Source organism: Candidatus Methylomirabilota bacterium (assembly GCA_036001065.1).
GTDB lineage: Bacteria > Methylomirabilota > Methylomirabilia > Rokubacteriales > CSP1-6 > MNEF01.
The window spans coordinates 20,793-38,785 of record DASYUQ010000149.1; the positions used below are offsets into that span (position 1 = coordinate 20,793).

General features: G+C 68.0%; 23 protein-coding genes and 1 tRNA gene. 20 read left to right on the forward strand and 4 right to left on the reverse strand.

Going from position 1 to position 17,993, the window contains the following annotated elements; genetic code table 11:
- Positions 1–2: 2 nt before the first annotated feature.
- From VGV13_14795 to VGV13_14825, 7 genes are all read left to right on the forward strand, one after another.
- Entirely contained in the window at positions 3–1,187 is a 1,185-nt protein-coding gene (locus VGV13_14795) for a phosphoglycerate kinase (GenBank protein ID HEV8642362.1), read from the forward strand.
- The gene (gene tpiA, locus VGV13_14800; GenBank protein ID HEV8642363.1) at positions 1,187–1,969 is read left to right on the forward strand and encodes a triose-phosphate isomerase; all 783 of its coding nucleotides are present in this window, start codon (positions 1,187–1,189) and stop codon (positions 1,967–1,969) included. Before VGV13_14795 ends, tpiA begins: the two co-directional genes overlap by 1 nt.
- Positions 1,969–2,280: a preprotein translocase subunit SecG gene (gene secG / locus VGV13_14805; GenBank protein ID HEV8642364.1), complete on the forward strand. Its 312-nt coding sequence runs from the start codon at positions 1,969–1,971 to the stop codon at positions 2,278–2,280. The genes tpiA and secG overlap by 1 nt, the downstream gene beginning before the upstream one ends.
- Positions 2,281–3,933, forward strand: coding sequence for a peptide-binding protein (locus VGV13_14810; GenBank protein ID HEV8642365.1), 1,653 nt, complete (start codon positions 2,281–2,283; stop codon positions 3,931–3,933). It abuts the gene before it with no gap.
- Positions 3,934–4,046: 113 nt separating this feature from the next.
- Positions 4,047–5,039: an ABC transporter permease gene (locus VGV13_14815; GenBank protein ID HEV8642366.1), complete on the forward strand. Its 993-nt coding sequence runs from the start codon at positions 4,047–4,049 to the stop codon at positions 5,037–5,039.
- A 4-nt stretch (positions 5,040–5,043) separates the two neighbouring features.
- Positions 5,044–5,904, forward strand: coding sequence for an ABC transporter permease (locus tag VGV13_14820; protein ID HEV8642367.1), 861 nt, complete (start codon positions 5,044–5,046; stop codon positions 5,902–5,904).
- 30 nt (positions 5,905–5,934) lie between these two features.
- Positions 5,935–6,019: transfer RNA gene (locus VGV13_14825), tRNA-Leu, on the forward strand.
- A 29-nt stretch (positions 6,020–6,048) separates the two neighbouring features.
- On the opposite strand, the gene VGV13_14830 is transcribed toward VGV13_14825, so the two are convergent.
- Together VGV13_14830 and VGV13_14835 are read right to left on the reverse strand one after the other, a co-directional pair.
- On the reverse strand, positions 6,049–7,185 hold the full coding sequence (locus VGV13_14830; protein ID HEV8642368.1) for a site-specific integrase: 1,137 nt from the start codon (positions 7,183–7,185) through the stop codon (positions 6,049–6,051).
- Positions 7,182–7,715 (reverse strand): hypothetical protein, encoded by a 534-nt coding sequence (locus VGV13_14835; protein HEV8642369.1) that lies wholly within the window; start codon positions 7,713–7,715, stop codon positions 7,182–7,184. The genes VGV13_14830 and VGV13_14835 overlap by 4 nt, the downstream gene beginning before the upstream one ends.
- Positions 7,716–7,871: 156 nt before the next feature.
- Between VGV13_14835 and VGV13_14840 the strand changes: the two genes are divergently transcribed.
- From VGV13_14840 to VGV13_14900, 13 genes are all read left to right on the forward strand, one after another.
- On the forward strand, positions 7,872–8,069 hold the full coding sequence (locus VGV13_14840) for a helix-turn-helix domain-containing protein (protein HEV8642370.1): 198 nt from the start codon (positions 7,872–7,874) through the stop codon (positions 8,067–8,069).
- Positions 8,066–8,380: a hypothetical protein gene (locus tag VGV13_14845; GenBank protein ID HEV8642371.1), complete on the forward strand. Its 315-nt coding sequence runs from the start codon at positions 8,066–8,068 to the stop codon at positions 8,378–8,380. The genes VGV13_14840 and VGV13_14845 overlap by 4 nt, the downstream gene beginning before the upstream one ends.
- Complete coding sequence (locus VGV13_14850) at positions 8,377–9,585, forward strand: AAA family ATPase (GenBank protein HEV8642372.1); 1,209 nt, start codon at positions 8,377–8,379, stop codon at positions 9,583–9,585. Before VGV13_14845 ends, VGV13_14850 begins: the two co-directional genes overlap by 4 nt.
- Positions 9,586–9,935: 350 nt before the next feature.
- Entirely contained in the window at positions 9,936–10,319 is a 384-nt protein-coding gene (locus tag VGV13_14855; GenBank protein HEV8642373.1) for a hypothetical protein, read from the forward strand.
- Positions 10,312–10,485: a hypothetical protein gene (locus VGV13_14860; protein ID HEV8642374.1), complete on the forward strand. Its 174-nt coding sequence runs from the start codon at positions 10,312–10,314 to the stop codon at positions 10,483–10,485. Before VGV13_14855 ends, VGV13_14860 begins: the two co-directional genes overlap by 8 nt.
- A gap of 238 nt (positions 10,486–10,723) precedes the next feature.
- Positions 10,724–11,905 carry a phage major capsid protein gene (locus VGV13_14865; protein ID HEV8642375.1) on the forward strand — a complete coding sequence of 394 codons (1,182 nt, stop codon included), beginning with the start codon at positions 10,724–10,726 and terminating at the stop codon, positions 11,903–11,905.
- Between the two features lie 290 nt (positions 11,906–12,195).
- The gene (locus VGV13_14870; GenBank protein HEV8642376.1) at positions 12,196–12,456 is read left to right on the forward strand and encodes a hypothetical protein; all 261 of its coding nucleotides are present in this window, start codon (positions 12,196–12,198) and stop codon (positions 12,454–12,456) included.
- Between the two features lies 1 nt (position 12,457).
- A complete protein-coding gene (locus tag VGV13_14875) occupies positions 12,458–14,440 on the forward strand; it encodes a phage tail tape measure protein (protein ID HEV8642377.1) in 1,983 nt (660 codons plus the stop codon).
- Between the two features lie 61 nt (positions 14,441–14,501).
- Positions 14,502–14,705: a helix-turn-helix transcriptional regulator gene (locus VGV13_14880; GenBank protein ID HEV8642378.1), complete on the forward strand. Its 204-nt coding sequence runs from the start codon at positions 14,502–14,504 to the stop codon at positions 14,703–14,705.
- Between the two features lie 52 nt (positions 14,706–14,757).
- A complete protein-coding gene (locus VGV13_14885; protein ID HEV8642379.1) occupies positions 14,758–15,018 on the forward strand; it encodes a hypothetical protein in 261 nt (86 codons plus the stop codon).
- Positions 15,019–15,091: 73 nt separating this feature from the next.
- Complete coding sequence (locus VGV13_14890; GenBank protein HEV8642380.1) at positions 15,092–15,325, forward strand: hypothetical protein; 234 nt, start codon at positions 15,092–15,094, stop codon at positions 15,323–15,325.
- A complete protein-coding gene (locus VGV13_14895; GenBank protein ID HEV8642381.1) occupies positions 15,322–16,458 on the forward strand; it encodes a tyrosine-type recombinase/integrase in 1,137 nt (378 codons plus the stop codon). Before VGV13_14890 ends, VGV13_14895 begins: the two co-directional genes overlap by 4 nt.
- Before the next feature lies 1 nt (position 16,459).
- A complete protein-coding gene (locus tag VGV13_14900; GenBank protein HEV8642382.1) occupies positions 16,460–16,708 on the forward strand; it encodes a hypothetical protein in 249 nt (82 codons plus the stop codon).
- A gap of 526 nt (positions 16,709–17,234) precedes the next feature.
- Here the strand turns inward: VGV13_14900 and VGV13_14905 are convergent.
- Positions 17,235–17,546 (reverse strand): hypothetical protein, encoded by a 312-nt coding sequence (locus VGV13_14905; GenBank protein ID HEV8642383.1) that lies wholly within the window; start codon positions 17,544–17,546, stop codon positions 17,235–17,237.
- A 119-nt stretch (positions 17,547–17,665) separates the two neighbouring features.
- Positions 17,666–17,993: hypothetical protein (locus tag VGV13_14910; protein HEV8642384.1), on the reverse strand; the 328-nt coding region annotated here is incomplete at its 5' end.

Sequence of the window (17,993 nt, forward strand, 5' to 3'; positions counted from 1 at the left end):
CGGTGGCGAAGCTCACGATCGAGCATCTCGACCTTGCCGGCCAGCGCGCCTTTCTCCGCGCCGACCTCAACGTTCCGCTCGAGGGCGGGGCGGTCGCCGACGACACGCGGCTCCGGGCCGTGGTCCCCACGATCCAGTACGCGCTCAATCACGGCGCCGCGGTGGTCCTCGCCTCGCATCTCGGCCGTCCCCACGGCAAGGCGGCGCCGGAGCACTCGCTGCGGCCCGTGGCCGAGCGCCTGGAGGCGCTGCTGGCCCAGCCGGTGCCGCTGGCCCCGGACTGTGTCGGTCCTGAAGTGACCGAGCGGGCGCAGGCGCTGAAGCGGGGCGAGCTCCTGCTGCTCGAGAACCTCCGCTTCCACAAGGAAGAAGAGGCCAACGACGAGGGCTTTGCCCGCGGGTTGGCCGCGCTGGCCGACTGCTATGTGAACGACGCGTTCGCCGCGGCCCATCGCGCGCACGCTTCGATCGAGGCGATCACGCGGTTTCTCCAGCCGGCGGCGGCGGGTCTCCTCATGCAGCGGGAGCTCGCCGCGCTCGGGCGCATTCTCGGTGATCCCCAGCGGCCGCTGGTGGCCGTGCTGGGCGGGGCCAAGGTCTCCGACAAGCTCGGGCTCGTCGAGCATCTGCTGGAGCGCGTCGATGCGCTGGTCATCGGCGGGGGCATGGCCTTCACCTTCCTGCGGGCCCTGGGCCACGACGTCGGGCGCTCGCTGGTGGAGGCCGATCGCCTGGAGACGGCCCGCCGTGTTCTGGAGACGGCCCGCCGCCGGGGCGTCCCGGTCGCGCTGCCCGTCGACGCCGTCGTGGCCGAGGGGCCCGACAGCCCTTCCGGCCGCGCCGTCGGCATTCGGGAGATTCCCGCCTCCAACATGGGGCTCGATATCGGACCACTCACCGTCGAGCGCTTCGCCGCTGCGCTGAAGGGCGCGCGCACCATCGTGTGGAACGGCCCCATGGGCGTGTTCGAGAAGGCGCCCTTTGCCGAGGGGACGCTGGCGATCGCGCGGGCGGTGGCCGCCGGCGCGGCGTTCTCGGTCATCGGCGGCGGTGACACCGTCGCCGCGGCCAACGTCGCCGGCGTCGCCGATCGGATCGGCTATCTCTCGACGGCAGGCGGGGCGTTCCTCGAGTTCCTGGAAGGACGGAAGCTCCCCGGCGTCGAGGCGCTCACGGAGGCGCCCTGATGCGTACGCCGCTGGTCATAGGGAACTGGAAGATGCAGGGGACACTGGCCGAGGCGCGGACGCTGGCCACGGCCATCCGTGATGGCCTCAAGCGCCCGCGCGGGGTCGAGGTGGTCGTCTGCCCGCCCTTCACCGCGCTGGCCGCGGTCGGCGAGATCCTCGCCGGCAGCCCCATCCGCCTGGGCGCCCAGAACTGCCACTGGGAGGCGTCGGGCGCCCACACCGGCGAAGTCTCGCCGGCGATGCTGGCGGAGCTGGGGTGCCGCTACGTGCTGGTTGGACACTCGGAGCGTCGGCGCGAGCTGGGCGAGACCGATCAGCGCATCAGCCTCAAGGCGCAGGCGGCGCTGGCCCACGGTCTCACGCCGGTGCTGTGCGTTGGAGAGACGGCCGACGAGCGGCGGCAGGGGTTGACCTTCACGACGGTGGAGGGCCAGCTGCGGGCCGGCCTGGCCGGGATGATGCCGGACGCGGTGGCCCAGATCGTCCTCGCCTACGAGCCGGTCTGGGCGATCGGCACCGGCGTGAACGCCACGCCCGCCCAGGCGGCCGAGGTCCACGGCTACTTGCGCGGGCTCCTGTCGGAGCTGACGTCCAAGGAGACCGCGCAGACGATTCGCATTCTCTACGGAGGCAGCGTGAAGGCGGACAACGCCGATGCGCTGGCGGCGGAGCCCGAGATCGACGGCGCCCTGGTGGGAGGCGCCAGCCTCAACGCGCCGGGCTTCATCGCCATCGTCAGGAAGACGGCGCGGGCCGGCGCTGCCGTGAGGGGGGAGTGATGTACACGCTGCTCGTCGTCATCCACGTCATCGCGTGCTTCGCCATCATGGGCATGGTGCTCCTGCAGGCGGGCAAGGGCGCCGACATCGGCTCCGCCTTCGGCGGCGCCGGCAGCCAGGCGGTCTTCGGCTCCATGGGGACGCCGACCATCCTGGGAAAGATCACGACGGTGATCGCCATCATCTTCACCATCACCTCGTTCAGCCTGGCGCTGATAGGGGGCGAGCGCAGCGGCTCGGTGGTGCGCGAGCCGGCGCCGTCCCCGGCCCAGTCCGCGCCGGGGCCCGCCGCCCCCGCGCCCGCGAAGTAGGTGAAGATCCGGAGCGCGACGCTCCTCCTGCTGGGCTGCCTCCTGGCCGGCTGCGGCAGCGAAGTGGGTGGCGCCGTCGACGACGCCGCCGCCGGCCAGCAGAATCTCCCGCCCGCCCCCGGCGACACGCTCGTCGAGGCGCTGCTCGGCAACGTCTCCGGCCTGATCCCGAACATCACCAGCGATAGCGCCTCCCACGAGGTGGGCGGCCTCATCTACGCGGGGCTCGTCACGCGCGACCGCGATCTCAACATCATCGGCGAGATGGCCGAGTCCTGGCAGTTCAGCCGCGATTGCCTGAACCTGACGTTCAAGCTCCGCCCGAACGTCAAATGGCACGACGGTCACCAGTTCACCGCCGCCGACGTCGTCTTCACCTATCAGACGATGATCCATCCCAAGACGCCGACGGGGTACCGCGAGGACTTCCGCGCCGTCGAGCGCATCGAGGCGGTGGACCCCCACAGCGTACGCATCACGTACAAGAGGGTGTACGCCAAGGCGCTGCAGAGCTGGGGGATCTGGATACTGCCGAAGCACCTGCTCGAGCGGTACGTGCTGGAGGGACGGCTGCGCGATGCGCCGCAGAACTGGCACGGCCCGGTCGGCACGGGGCCGTATCGCTTCAAGGAGATGCGGTCGGGCGAGAAGATCGTGCTGGTCGCCAACCCGGACTTCTACGAGGAGGGCCGGCCCTACATCTCGCGGATCGTCTACCGCGTCATCCCGAGCCAGGCGACGATCTTCCTCGAGCTGAAGGCCAAAGGGGTCGACAGCGCCAACCTCACCGCACTCCAGTACAAGCGGCAAACGGAGTACCCGGCGTTCCAGAAGGCCTACTGGAAGTTCCGTTATCCCAGCAGTGGCTACACCTACCTCGGCTTCAACCTGAAGGACCCGCGCTTCGCCGACAAGCGCGTGCGACAGGCGTTCACCCACGCCATCAACAAGCGGGAGCTGATCGACGGCGTGCTGCTGGGGCTGGGCCGCGAAGCGACCGGACCGTACAAGCCTGGCACCTGGGTCTACAACCCGAACGTGAAGACGTACCCGTACGACATGGGGCAGGCCCGCCGACTGCTGGCCGAGGCCGGCTGGAAGGAGAAGAACGCCGACGGGTTGCTCGTCAAGGACGGCCAGCCCTTCACGTTCGTGCTCCTCACCAACCAGGGCAACGACGAGCGGAAGAAGGTGGCCGAGATCATCCAGGCCTCGCTCCAGGAGCTGGGGGTGGGCGTCGAGATCCGGGTTCTGGAGTGGGCGTCTTTCATCAAGGAGTACGTCAAGAAGCGGCGGTTCGATGCCATCGTTCTGGGATGGGGGATCGGGCTCGATCCCGACCAGTACGAGATCTGGCACTCGTCCAAGACGGGCCCCGACGACCTCAACCACGTCTCGTACGCCAACCCCGAGGTCGATGAGCTGCTGGAGCGCGGGCGCTCGTCCTGCGTCGACGCCGAGCGGAAGAAGCATTACGATCGGCTGCAAACGATCCTGGCCGAGGAGCAGCCAATCGTGTTCCTCTATTTCCGCGACAACCTGCCGGCGGTCTCGCGCCGCGTGCGCGGCATCATCGAGTCGCCGAACGGTATCCGGTTCAACTTCACCGACTGGTACGTTCCGCAGAGCCTCCAGCGCTACACCGCCGGATAAATATCGGAGGGGGCGGACGTTACGGCCCCCTCCGAGGCCGCCCCCAGGATTCGAATGCGCCGGCAAAGCCGGCGCTCGAACGGCGTCGGCGGCCTCCGATATAATGCCCCACCATGCTCTGGTACGCGCTGCGACGCCTCGTGCTGGCCGTTCCCCTCCTCATCGGGATCACCTTCGTGTCCTTCCTGGTCATCCACCTGGCGCCGGGCGAGCCGGTGGAGTTCCAGATGGGCGAGCTGAGCCCCGAATCGACCGCCCAGGCCAAGCAGATGCTCCGCGAGCTGTACGGGCTCGACAAGCCGCTGCCCGTCCAGTACTGGAACTGGCTCATCCGGATTGCGCGCCTCGATTTCGGCCGCTCGTTCATGCCCGACGGCCGGCCGGTGCTCGAGAAGATCGGCGAGCGGTTGCCGGTGACGCTGCTCCTCAACGTGGCCGAGATGGCGATCATCCTGGCCATCGCGGTGCCGATCGGCGTTTTCAGCGCCACGCGCCAGTACTCGCTCTTCGACAAGGTGACGACGATCTTCGTCTTCGTGGGCTTCGCCACGCCGGACTTCTGGCTGGCCCTGCTGCTGATGATCCTCTTCGGCATCCAGCTCGGGTGGTTGCCGATCTCCGGCCTCCGGGACATCAACTGGGAGTACCTGCCGTTCTGGCGCCAGCAGTGGGATTTCCTGAGCCACCTCATCCTGCCCATCGTCGTGGCCACCTTCGGCGGGCTGGCCGGGTTCTCGCGCTACATGCGCCAGAGCATGCTGGAGGTGATCCGGCAGGAGTACATCCAGTCGGCGCGGGCCAAAGGGCTGGCCGAGCGCGTCGTCATCGGCAAGCACGCCCTCCGCAACGCCATGCTGCCGATCGTGACCATCCTGGGGCTCTCGCTGCCCGGCCTCATCGGCGGCAGCGTCATCGTGGAATGGACGTTCGCCATTCCCGGCATGGGCCAGCTCATGGTGCAGTCCGTCTTCCAGCGCGACTACCCGGTCATCATGGGCAACCTCGTGATCGTCTCCACGCTCACCCTCGTCGCCAATCTCGTAGCCGACCTCGGCTACGGGCTGATCGACCCCCGCATCCGCCTGGCCGGCCGCCGCGGGCGCTGACCACGTGAAGGGCTTCTGGCGGGCGTTCGCGAAGAACCGGCTGGCCATCGTCGGGGGCGCCGTCGTCCTCTGCCTGGCGGCGCTGGCGGTCCTGGCTCCGCTGCTGGCGCCCTGGGATCCGCACCGGCCCGACGTGCGGACGATCCTCGACCCGCCGTCGCGGACGCACCTGCTGGGCACCGATCAGCTCGGGCGCGACGTCCTCTCGCGGATGCTCTACGGCGCCCGCGTGTCGCTGGCGGTGGGGTTCGTCTCGGTCGGGATCGCCACGGCGATCGGGATCATGCTGGGCTCGGTGGCCGGCTACAACGGCGGACTCGTCGACGCGGCCGTCATGCGGCTCGTCGACCTCATGCTGGTCTTCCCCCGCTTCTTCCTGCTCCTGGCGGTCCTGGCCTTTCTCCGGCCCTCGATCTGGACGATCATGGTCGTGATCGGGCTCACGGGTTGGATGAGCGTGACGCGGCTGGTGCGGGCCGAGTTCCTGAGCCTCAAGGAGCGGGAGTTCGTGATCTGGTCGCAGTCGGTCGGGGCCAGCGGGTTCCGGGTGATCTGGCGTCACATCCTGCCCAACGCGATGGCGCCGGTGCTGGTGGCGATGACCCTCGGCATTCCCGCCGCCATCCTCACCGAGTCGGGCCTCTCCTTCCTGGGGCTCGGGGTGCAGCCTCCCTTCGCCACCTGGGGCAATATCCTCAACGAGGGCAAGGACGCGATCGAGATCGCCTGGTGGCTATCGGTCTACCCGGGACTGGCCATTCTGGTGACCGTGCTCTCCTACAACCTGCTCGGCGAGGGAATCCGCGACGCGCTCGACCCGCGGCTGCGCCAAGCCGTGGGCCGGTTTGTTGCGCGCGCGCGTTGACGGTATACTTCGCGTCCGTAGGCGTCAGGGGCCGAAGTGGCGGAACTGGCAGACGCGCACGTTTGAGGGGCGTGTGGGGCAACCCGTGGGGGTTCGAGTCCCCCCTTCGGCACCAGCCGCCCGTAAGCGGGCGACCTTCCTGCGCTACTTCGTTCTGACGCTCTCAGCGGCCCGTATTTCGCCCGTACCGCTCTCGGTCATGCGCATGACGAGGGCGCTGCCGTCGCGGCGGGTACGGTTGGGGATCCAACGGGCATAGACGGTGAAGAGCATCTCGGGCGTGGTGTGGCCGAGCATGGCCGCCACCCAGGACGGCGCCTCGCCGGCGGCCAGGGCGTTCGACGCGAATGTGTGCCGCGTCTGGTACATCACCCGGCGCCGGAGCTTGGCCTTCGCCAGCGTCGGATACCACACCCTGTCCCGGAGGTAGTTCGGGTTCACCAGGCCACCCTCCGGCCCGGTGAACACGTAATCCTGGCCCGGCTCCGGCATCCCCAGGCCGGCCTTGAGCCGCGCGGCCGCCTGCTGGGCCTTCTGCGCCCTCAGCGCCTCGACCACCGCCGGCGCCATGTCCACGTCGCGGACGCTGCTCGCCGTCTTGGGCGCGCCCTCCACGCCCCGGTAGCGGCCGGCCCGGATGCGGAATCGACTGCTCGGCCCATCGACGTCGCCGAGCTTGAGGGCTGCGAGCTCGTTCGGGCGTGCACCCGTCCAGAAGGCGACGGTGAAGTACGGCCGCCACCACGTCGGGCAGGACTTCAGGAAGCCGTCGATCTCGTCTGGGGCCAGCGGGTCCACCTCGACCTGGGGCTCAGCGAGGGGCTTCACGACCACCAGCGGATTCTCCCGAATGAGCCGTCGCCGCGCGGCCGTGGCCATGATCATCTTCAACACCAGGAGCACTAGGTTGATCCGCCGGGCTCCGAGGCCCGCATCCTGGAGTTGGGTGACGAGCTGGCGGACCCGGGACTCCGTGATGTTGCAAAGCCGGAGATCCCCGAAGGCGGGGCGCAGCTGCGACTTGAGGACCTGTTCGTACTGGGCCTGGGTTGACGGCTTCCATCCCGACCGGCTCTCTTCCTTCCACGTGGCCGCGAAGGCCGTGAACGTCGGCGCCCGGCGCTCGTCAGGGACCGGCTCCCCGCGATCGCGGGCGGCCAGGATCCCGCGCTCGAGTTTCTTCGCCTCGTCGCGGTCGATGCCCTTGTAGGTCCGCTGGCGCTCCTGCCCGTCGGCGTCGTACCAGCGGATCGTGTAGCCCTTGGTCGTCTTCGTGATCATCGCCGGGCTCCTTTCTTCGCCTTGCGCGGCCGTGCCCACTGCGCGTGCCGCTCCGCGCGCTTGTTGGCCCGCTTGACGCACGGCGTGGAGCAGTAGACCTGCCGGCGCACGCGGTAGAAGAGCCGGTGACAGGCTGGCTCGGGGCATCGGCGCACCGCGCTGGGGTCCGCGGCGAGGAGCCACGCCAAGCTGAGCAGCACCGCATCGCGTGGGTGGCCGGCGCTCCGGACCCAGGCCGGCGGCCCGGCTATGACATTGAGGAGCAGCGGCCCCTTGATCTCCACCATCCGCCACTTCAGAGGCCGGGCCGGGGCGACCTGGCCGAGCAGCGCCCGAACATCTTCCTGCAGGTCGCGGAGGGCCGATTCGGGCAGCTCCTTCGGCGAGGGGAACGGGATCGGCGCCCCCTTGGCCTCGAGGAAGGCGGTCAGATCATCCCGGAGGTTCAACCAGTCGCCGGGGCGGAATCGGTCTAGATCCCTCTCGGCGAACCGGATAGCCCACTCAAGGCGTTCGCGTAGTGTCTTCATGCCAGTCCTCCCCTGTGGTGTCGCATCTATCGCGTTCCTATCTCTATGCGGAGTCTCGATGGGCCGGATTATATGCGACGGATTTTGTGTGCACAACAGAATTTTATTGACTCTACTTATGCGACCTCGGTAAAGATGATGCGCAGGAGGATTGCTATGGACGCGAAGCTGCTGGACGTGGGGCAGGCAGCGGCGCTGCTGGGGCTGCACTCCGCAACGCTCTACCGCATGGCGCGCGCCCGCCGAATCCCGTGCGTGCGACTGGGCCGGCGCATCATCCGCTTCGACCCGCGCGCGCTCGAGCGGTACTTGAAGCAAAAAACCGTGGAGGTGCGCGAGGCGGCGGGGCGGTGAGCGACCGCCTGCGGCCAGCGGCGCGCGACACGTCCTGGTGCGCCCCGCACAAGCGCCGGGAGCCCGGGCTGCTCCTCAATCTGCTGCGCGAGGCGTACCCTGACCCAGAGCCATTCCTCACGGCCGAGGATTTCGCTCGGCACCACCACGATGACATCCGCGCCCTCACCGATGACGCTCTCGAGAATGAACGGCTGCTCTCGTATCTCCGTCGAGCGTGCGAGCGGATCCCTGGAGCGTGGCTCATGGAGCGCATCTCACGCCTCGACGCCGAAGCCACGCGGCGCAAGCGCAGCGTGGCGAAGCGATGATCGTCGACGACTTCATGTCTGCGCTCACTCCGGTCGTGGTTCGCCTCGACACCGTCGCGCCTGAGCTGGTCGAATGGGTCTGGCCAGGGCGTATCCCGCGTGGGAAGTTGACCTTGCTGATCGGCGACCCGGGAGTCGGCAAATCGTTTCTCGCACTCGACATCGCCGCCCGTGTGTCGCGCGGCGCCGCGTGGCCCGACGGCGGCCGCGCGCCGGCCAGCGCGATCGTGCTCCTGTCTGCGGAGGATGGCCTGGCCGATACCATCCGCCCGCGTCTGGACACACTCAACGCGGAGGTCAGCCGTATCCATGCGCTCACGGCGATGCGGGAGGCGGGCGTGGATCGCAGCTTCAGCCTCGAGACTGATCTGGACCGCTTGGAAACGGTCATCCAGAACACAGGCGCCATCCTAGTCGGCGTGGACCCGCTGAGCGCCTACCTCGGCGACCGGGACAGCTACAAGGACTCTGAGATCCGGGGCCTCCTGGGGCCGCTCGCCGCGCTGGCCGAGCGGACCAAAACGGCCATCGTGGCCATTATTCACCTCACCAAGGACCAGCAGCGGAAGGCGCTCTACCGGGCGCTTGGCTCCATCGCGTTCGTGGCCGCCGCCCGCGTCGTGCTCGCCCTTGGCAAGGACCCCGAGGACGAGGACCGGCGAATCTTGGTCACGGTCAAGAACAACCTCACCACGCCGGCCCCGGCGCTCGCCTTCACGCTCACGCGGGGCGTGCTCGACTGGTACGCGGACCCCGTCGATGGCATGGACGCTGACGCCCTCCTGTCGCCAGCGACCGAGGAGCCGGGCGAGCGGCAGGACGCGAAGGCGTTCTTGGAGGAGCTCCTGGCCGACGGTGACGTGCGGGCGACCGAGGCCCTGAAGGCCGCCAGGGCTCACGGCGTCTCCGAGCGGACCTTACGACGGGCCAGGCGCGACCTCGGCGTGACGGCCAGCCGGGTCGGAGGAGCCGGGAAAGCCGGGGCGTGGTTCTGGACGCTCACGCCTAAGGTGGCCACCACCACGGACGCTAAGATGGCCACACCCGGAGAAGTGGCCGCCTTAAGGCAATCAGGCGACGCAACAGACGGAATCCCGCCCACTTCGCCTAAGAGGGCCATGTCTCAGGGTATGGCCCCCTTAGTGGCCGCATCAGGCTACGAGATCCCCCATCGCTCCAGCCTTCCGCCCAAGAGTTGGCCGTGACCTGCTGCGTCACACATCAGCGCCAGGTCGCGGCCCTGTGGCCGGCGTTTCAGAAAAAAGGCCGGATAGAGATTGGCTGGCCGGCCGCCGAAGTGCCAACCAGCAACGTCAATGAATTCAACCCCGGGGGATCCTCAAAGGATTTTGCCGGCGTTTGACGACCCGGTGCCCCAACCTGCGATTTAGCGAAATGGCTCTGAATGGCACGTAGTCGGACGAGCGGACGGCAGTCAGCGGCTGAGCAGGCGACCTGGCGGCGCCGGCGCGGCTACCCGGGTGGTGCCCGCAGCGTGGCCCAGAAGCGAGGTGACACGCCCTTGCCACCCCTGCCGACACCGGAGGTGACCGCGATGCTCCGGGCCTTCCTCGTCGGCGACGAGGCGGCGTTTCGTCAGCAGCTTGGGCTCGAGCCTTGGCAGGACACGCCGCTTGCCGACCGGACGGGCCACTGCACGCAGGGCCACCCGATCGCCGGACCGGGCCCCGTAGGCCACGGCTGCCGGGATCAACACGAGGCGCACGCGCTGCGCTCCGCGCTCATCGCCGAGATCGAACGACTCGGTGCCTTCCGCTTCGCCGCCCTCGATGACCTCGACGACGAGGTGGCCCGGGTGGCATGGGGCAGGCTGGCCCGCGCGGCTGAGGAGGTCGGTGTTCCCGAGGAGAAGTGGACCGAGGTGCTCCGCGCGGCGGGCTGGGAGGGCTGGTGGGAGGAGGAGGACCCGAATGACTGACGAGGTTCCGGGGAGTCCAACACCAGACGAGGAGGAGGCGATCGACGCCGCCCTCAACCGGCTGACCGACCAGTTCCTGCGGGCGGAGGACGAGGCGCGCGCCCAGCTGCTCGAGATGCGCGAAAACCTCGAAATCGAGCGGCTGGAAGCATGGTATCGTACCTGACAGCGAGATCGGTCCCCCTGGCTGGTCCCGCCTGGCTCCGCCTCCGACGCGACAGTCGAGGCCGAATCACCAGGTGGCGTCACAGGACGCGTGACCGAGATCCTCGCACCCGAGCCGCGCCCTGGCGGAACATGGCCAGCGGGTCCGGCAGGAGCCCTCGGCTCCGGCGGGAAAACCCAAAACGTGGAGTCTGTCTTGATGCCCGCCCATCATGACGGCGGGTGATGGGGGTTTGCCCGTGAGCGAGCGATACGCCGACGTGTTCAAAGAAGTCAAAGAGAGCATCGAGCGACAGACCGAAGGTTTTCAGATCCTCAAAAAGTCCTACGAAGATCGCCACGCCAAGCTCGAGGACCGGCTGGAGGAGTTGGAGTCTCGTGCGTCCTCGCCGGGCAAGACTGCGGGCGCGTCCCGATTCGAGCACGAGCACAAGCAAATCTTCACCACTTGGCTGCGCAAGCCGACCGACCCGTCGCGCAAGAACGCCTTGGCCGACTTCGAGGCCCGGGCGCTTGAGCACAAGGACATCACGATCGGCACGGGCGCGGCCGGCGGCTTCGCAGTCCCCGAGGAGATCGGCCGCCAGGTCGAGCTGCTCGAAAAGAAATTCTCGCCGGTGCGCCGGCTCGTCGCCGTGCGCCAGACGGGGAGCAGCGACTACAAGGAGCTCGTCCAGATTCACGGCACGACCGCCGGGTGGGTGGGGGAGACGGGCACGCGCACGGCGACCCTGACCTCGACCCTCCGCGAGGTGACGCCCACGCACGGCGAGCTCTACGCCTATCCGCAGGCATCGGAATGGTCCCTCGACGACATCTTCTTCAACGTCCCGCAGTGGCTGAGCGAGGCGGTGGCGCGGGAGTTCGCCATTCAGGAGGGCGAAGCGGTCATTCGGGGAAACGGCACCAACAAGCCGACCGGGATGCTGAACACCGCGCCGGTCAGCACCGCGGACGATGCCTCGCCGCTCCGGGCGGCGGAGGCGTATCAGTTCGTGGCGTCCGCCGCCTCGCCCGATGCCATCCTGCCGGACAGCCTCATCACGCTCGTCTACACGGTGAACAGCGCGTATCGGGCGAACGGCACCTGGGCCATGAATAGCGCCACCCTCGCCGCCATCCGCAAGCTGAAGGACACGCAGAATCAGTACCTGTTTCAGCCGGGCCTGATCGCTGGCCAACCCGACCGGCTGCTCGGCTATCCGATCGAGGTATGGGAGCAGATGGACGACATCGGGGCCAACAAGCATCCCGTGGCCTTCGGTGACTTCTCGCGCGGGTACCTGCTCGTGGACCGCGTGGGGCTACGGATTCTCGAGGACCGCGTGACCAATCCTGGTTTTGTCCGGTTCTACGTTCGGAGACGTGAGGGCGGCAAGCCGCTCGTGAACGACGCTATCAAGTGGATTAAGACGACCTAGCGCGGGGGAAGCATGGCGGTGTTGGGGCAGCGCCGTGAAACCTGACCCGGGGCCCTCGCGGCCGGGGAGCTCGCCCGGTGCTCCCCCCTGGTCAGGATGCCCCGCGTCCCATCCTCATGCTACCTTCGGTGCCGCATGCAGTGCCCGAGGTGTGCCGGGTGGCTGATGCGCGAGCCGGCGACGCTGAATTGCTGGAGCTGCGGGCGCCTGCTGGTCGTCCGCGACGCGACCGCCGAGCAGCGCCGCCGTCAAGGCGAGATCGACCGGCGCCTCCGGCCGGTGAGCGTCGAGTGTCGTCAGCCCTACAACTCGTCCAATTGGATGCCGCGGGCCGGGCGGTTCCGACTGCCGGCGGTGCCGACCTCACGGCCTACGCGACGCTCGACGTCAAGTGCCGCCTCGAGGCCCTCGGCCGAGAGCTCATCGAGTTCAACGGCGTCCACGCCACCGCCGCCCTCTTCGTCAGCGTCGCCTACCACCTGATCGCCGAGACCGAAGATTCCGTCGCCGCCCGGGCCTTCGTGATCGCGCGCGCCGTGAAGGGAGACTGAGATGGCGGCCCCGATCGGGGCTCTCCGCGCCGAGCTGTCCGCGACGGCTGCGAAATTCGAGGCCGACCTGGGCCGCGCCCGCAAGGCGCTCGGGTTCACCAAAGGCCAGTTCGAATCGCTCAAGTCCGCGGCCACGGCGGCTAGTGCGGGGATCGCGGCGGCCGTCACCGCACTCGCCGCCATCACCAAGAGCACCGCCAATGCCGGGGACCAGCTGGCCAAGATGAGCCAGAAGGTCGGCGTGTCCGTCGAGGATCTCTCCGCGCTCAAGCACGCTGCGAATCTGAGCGACGTGTCGCTCGAGCAGCTCCAGGTCGGACTCGGGCGCCTCGCTCGAAACATGAGTGACGCCTCGATGGGCTCGGGGGAGGCCGCGCAGCACTTCAAGGCCCTCGGGATTACGGTCGCGAATGCCGACGGCAGTCTCCGGCCGATTCGAGACGTCCTCCTGGAGGTCTCCGACCGCTTCGCCGGGATGACCGACGAGACGAGGAAAGCCGCGCTGGCCCAGGAGCTCTTCGGGAAGAGCGGGCTGGAGCTCGTGCCGCTCCTCAACCAGGGCTCGGCGGCCATCAAGGCGCAGATGGAGGAAGCCAAGCGCCTGGGGATCGTCTGGAGTACCGACGCGGCCCAGGCCGCCGAAGCCTTCAACGATAACCTCACGCGCCTCGGCTCGGCCCTGGAGGGCGTCAAGCTCGCCATCGGGACGGCGCTGATCCCCGTCCTTCGGGACCTGACGGACCGGCTCGTGCAGTTCGTGCAGACCGACCAGTTCCGGGGCTGGGCCCGGGAGGTCGGCGAGATCCTTCGGGTGAGCACGGGCCCGGGCCTGATGTTCCTCGCGCGCGCGGCCGTCGTCGTGGTCAACACTTTCCGCGTTCTGATGACCGCGCTGACCTCGGTCGTCCAGGCGATCCTGGCCGTGAATATCGCCGTCCGCGAGGGCGGGTTGTTTCTCCGCAGGTTCCTGGGGAGCGCGACCGAGGAGGCGGCGAGTAAGCTCGCGGAGCTCAAGGCGGCATTCGAGGTCAACAGCATCGGCATGAAGCTGTTAATCGGGGACGTTGCCGCGTCGGATGCGGCCCTCACCGCCCTGGAGCATTCACTCGCGACCCTCGGGCAGACGACGATCCCGCCAGCGACCGCTGGAGTGAAGACCTTCACCGCTGCGGTTCAAGGCGCCAAAGGGGCGACCGCCGATTGGCTCGTCACGCTCAACGGGGTCAGCCAGCCCCTCGCCCAGCTCGCCGCCGAGCAGGCCCCCTTCGCGGATGCATTTGGGCATAGCTTCGGGAAGATCGAAACCGATGCCGGCGAGATGATGATCACACTGGGGAACGTCACTCAGTCGGTGCGCGACATGGCCGCCCAGCAGGCGCCCTTCGCCGACGCCTTCGAGCAGAGCTTCGGGCGGATCAAGACCGGCGCGTCGACGATGTGGCAGTCGCTCTTGGCCACCTTCCAGACAGCGAGCGATGGCCTGCGCACGATGGCCCAGACGACGGCGACGATGCTCACCACCGCCTTCACCAACATGACCACCCTCAGCCAGGACCAGATGACCCAACTCTCGACCGCGATCGGCACGCTCCTCGGCGGCATCTTCGGACAAACCAAAGCGTTCGCCATCATCATGGCGATTATTTCGACGGCTCAGGGCGTGGCCCGGGCGCTGGCGGATTGGCCCTGGCCCTTCTCGCTCGTCGTCGCGGGCATCGTGGCCGCGGCCGGCGCCGTCCAGATCTCCACGATCTCGAACGCCGAGATGGCCATGGGCGGCATCGTCACCGGGCCCACCATGGCCCTCATCGGTGAGGCGGGCCCGGAGGCCGTCATTCCGCTGGATCGGCTGGGGCGGTTCCAGGAGCGGGAGACCGTGATCCACGTCCACACCCACCTCGACGGGCGCGAGATCAGCAAGAGCGTGCTGGTGCTCCACGGCCCCAATCTCATTCGTCAGCGCACCGGGCTGCGGTCACTCTAGACCACACGAAGGTGGATCGGTGGATGGAGTTCCTTGACATGGAATGTTTCTAGGAGAGACAATGACGCCTCGGAGGCTAGCAACCGTAATGCGCGATTTGCGGGACCGGGCGAAGTTGACGCAGGAGGAGCTGGCGAAGCGGGCTAAAGTCTCCCGCAGCTATCTCGCGGCCCTCGAGGCTGGCCATCGGAAGAACCCGTCGATCGACACCCTCAAGCGCCTGGCGCGCGCCCTCGGCGTGCCGGTGACGGAGCTGCTGGAGTGAGGCCATGGACAGAGAAGCAGCAGAGACGCTCAGCAAAAAACTAGTAGCGGTCGTGGATCAGGTGATCGCTGAGGAACTCGCCGAGGCGCAGCACCCGCTCGAGGAGCGCGGCCCGGTCGGGTCAGGCCCGGATAGGGTCGGGCGAATCGTGGCGGCTTGCGAACCCCTTGACCAGCGAAGCCGTTTTGTTCTCAGCGTCGTCGTCACGCGCTTCATCTATGCCTGCGTGGTGACTCACCTAGATACCGAGTTCGAGGGCACCAAGCGCTATTTGGAGCGTCAGATTCAGGAAGTGGAACCGCCGCCCAATTGAGGATAGAAACGCCCCGCGCGGCTGGCACCGCCGGGGCCTGGCCCATCACCCCCAACCCTGAGAGGAGGACGCGATGAGCGAGCACAGGATACCGCACATCCCCGCCGAGCTGATCCCCTTGATTGAGACGCTGGTGGAGCGCCCGAGGGGCTTCCGGCCCCATCGCCGGACCCCGCGCGAGCTGGAGCGGATGCGCGGCCACCTGCCCGAAGTGGCCCGCGACTTCGGCCTCGGCTCGCCGGTCTACAACCGCGTCCTGCTCGTCACGGCGCTGGAGTACGCCCGCGCCGAAGCGATCCCGTCATGACCGCCCTGGTGCCTGCGAGCGGCGGCCCGCCCGTCCGGCCCGGGGCCACCCTCGCCGAGCTGATCCGGCCCTTCCTCGGGTGGTTCGCCACGATCCGGGGGCGCAGCCGGCACACGATCGCGGCCTATGAGAAGGATCTGGATACCTTCGCCGTCTTCGCGAAGGGCATCGGGGTGCGGATCCCGTCGCAGGTGACGTTCAACGTCGTCGAAATGTACCTCGCCCATCGGCTCCATCACGACGGGCGAAAAGCCACCACGCTGAATCGGGCCCGGTACGCCATCGGTCAATTCTTCCGGTTCCTGCGCCGGCAGGGGCTCGTCACGACGGACCCGGTGGCCGACACGTTCTCGCTCAAAGAGCCTCAGCGCCTCCCCCGCTACCTCTCGATCGCGGACCAGGAGCGCGTCCTGGCGCACTTCGCGGCCAGCGAGTCGTTGGAGGGGCGGCGCGACTACGCCCTCGTGGCGACGGCATTGTTCGCCGGGTTGCGCGTGAGCGAGCTGGCCACCGTCCGCGTGACTGACCTGGACCTCGAGGCCGGCACGCTGCGCGTCATCGGCAAGGGCGACAAGCAGCACGAGTGCGTCATCGTGCCCAGACTGCGCGAGATCCTCAGCGGCTACCTGGCGGACGTGCATCCCGTTCTGGCCGCTGCGGCCGTCGAGGGGCGCGTGGACCGCATCCACGGCGAGTGGACCAGGCGTCGGCGACAACTCCACCTGTACGTGAACGGCGAGCACCGCATTGAGCCACTGGCGACCCGCGACCGCGACGAGGCCGAGCGCATCCTCGCCGACCGCCTCCGGGAGCTGCGGGTCGCGCACGCCTCGCCCTATCTCTTTCCCCGCGCGGGGGGCGGCTACTCCCGCCTCCGGCGGGCGCTCCCGCTGCTGACGCGCAGCATCTTCATGATGATCCACCGCAAGGTGTCGGCCGTCGCGGGCCGCCATGTCCACCCCCACATGCTCCGGCATTCCTTCGCCTCACGACTCCGGGAGAACGGCGCCCCGCTGGAGCTGATCCAGGAGGCGCTCGGCCACGCCAACATCAGCACGACGTTGATCTACGCGCACCTGACCACGACGAAGCGCAAGGCGGAGATCGCAAAGTACCTGGAAGGAGGGGCGTGACATGAGATCCCTGATGCTGCTCCTCGCGGTAGTGGTGCTCGCCGGGTGCGCCGAGCCGATCCGGTGGACGAAGGACGGCGCGCTTGTCGAGGCCGACGTCCAGCGTGAGGACTTCGAGTGCATGCAAGCCGCCAGGGAGGCGACGCCGAGGGCGGTGTATCCCGCGACGCATCCCGGCGGGCTCACCTTACCAGGCCGGCACATCTACATCCGATGCATGGAGACCAAGGGCTACCGGCGGGCGGACTAGTGCCCCGTATTTTCCCCGTACACCATCGCGGAAACAGGTACAAATGCGCTCACTCGTGCTCACTCGCCACGGTGGGGTAACATGGCGCGATGACGAGGAAAACCGCGAAAACGGAGGGGGACTCGCCGAGGAGCGCCCGGCGAGTCCCCCCTTCGGCACCATGCTTTGCCGAACTGGCTGATCGCGAGAGAAAATCCCTCGACGGCGCACCCCCCGCGGGATTCTTTTTGGATTACCACAACGGCCTTCTGATCCTGCGGGCTCCCTGATCCGGGCATCCGGCTGGCGAAGGCACTCCCGTCCCTCCGGGTTCGGTTCGGAATGTACTGCACGTACACGGTGAGTGAGGATCATCTCGAGTGTCGTGTGTCGAAGCTGCCGGTGGAAGAGCTGCCGGAGTCCGAGCTCGTGGCCACCCAGCTCCCGAACACGACCATCGGGGACGATCCAGACTTGCGTTGATCAAGCTTGCCCCGTTGACGTACGCGAGCAGAAAAGGGCCAGCCACACGCCTCCGGACGAGACCCTAGCCCTCGCCCCCGTCTTCCCTGTGCAGGTCATACTCCGGGCTCCGGGCGCCGAGGCCCTCGAGCGACTCGCCATCGATCGCGATGAACACGATGGCTTGCGGCCACGTCGGGCGATTCACCCAGATGGCCGAGGCCACGGATCCCGTACCCGTGTTGATTCCCTGCCACACGCCGCCGGCCGGCCGGCGATCACGCCGGCTCGTCGTCATCTCGCGCTTGCATTCTTCGAAGCCATCATTGGAAAGCGCCTTCACGACTTCTTCCGGCGCCGCGACCCATCCGTGCTCCTGTTCGATCCAGGTCATCATGCCCTGCTCGCGAAGCTCGTTGAGGCCATTCATTGGCGGCATCTTGTTCTCCCGATCAGCCGTCGAGGCGGCGAGCCCTGTAGGGGAGGTGACTCCAGGGAGGAGCCACCTCCCGCGGCTTACTTGCCCGCGCTGATCGACACGGTGAAGTTGACCGTCTCCTCCCGATACGGTGACGGGATATACGCGAGCTCAAGGCGGATTTCCTTCAGCTTCTTCGCCTTCAGGGCGTCGGCAGGGAACTCCACGTCCAGGGACTGGGTCGCATCCTGCCCGGGGTCGAGGCGCTCGTTACCGTACGTGGGGAACCTGAGGGTCGGTTCGGTCCGCGCCGCCTCCAGCTTGATGGGCTGCCCCTGGGCATCGATGTACTGGATCTTCCCTGCGACCAGACGGACGGTCTGATTGGCCGACGTGTTCTTCAGCTTGAGCGTCCCGGTGAGCTTC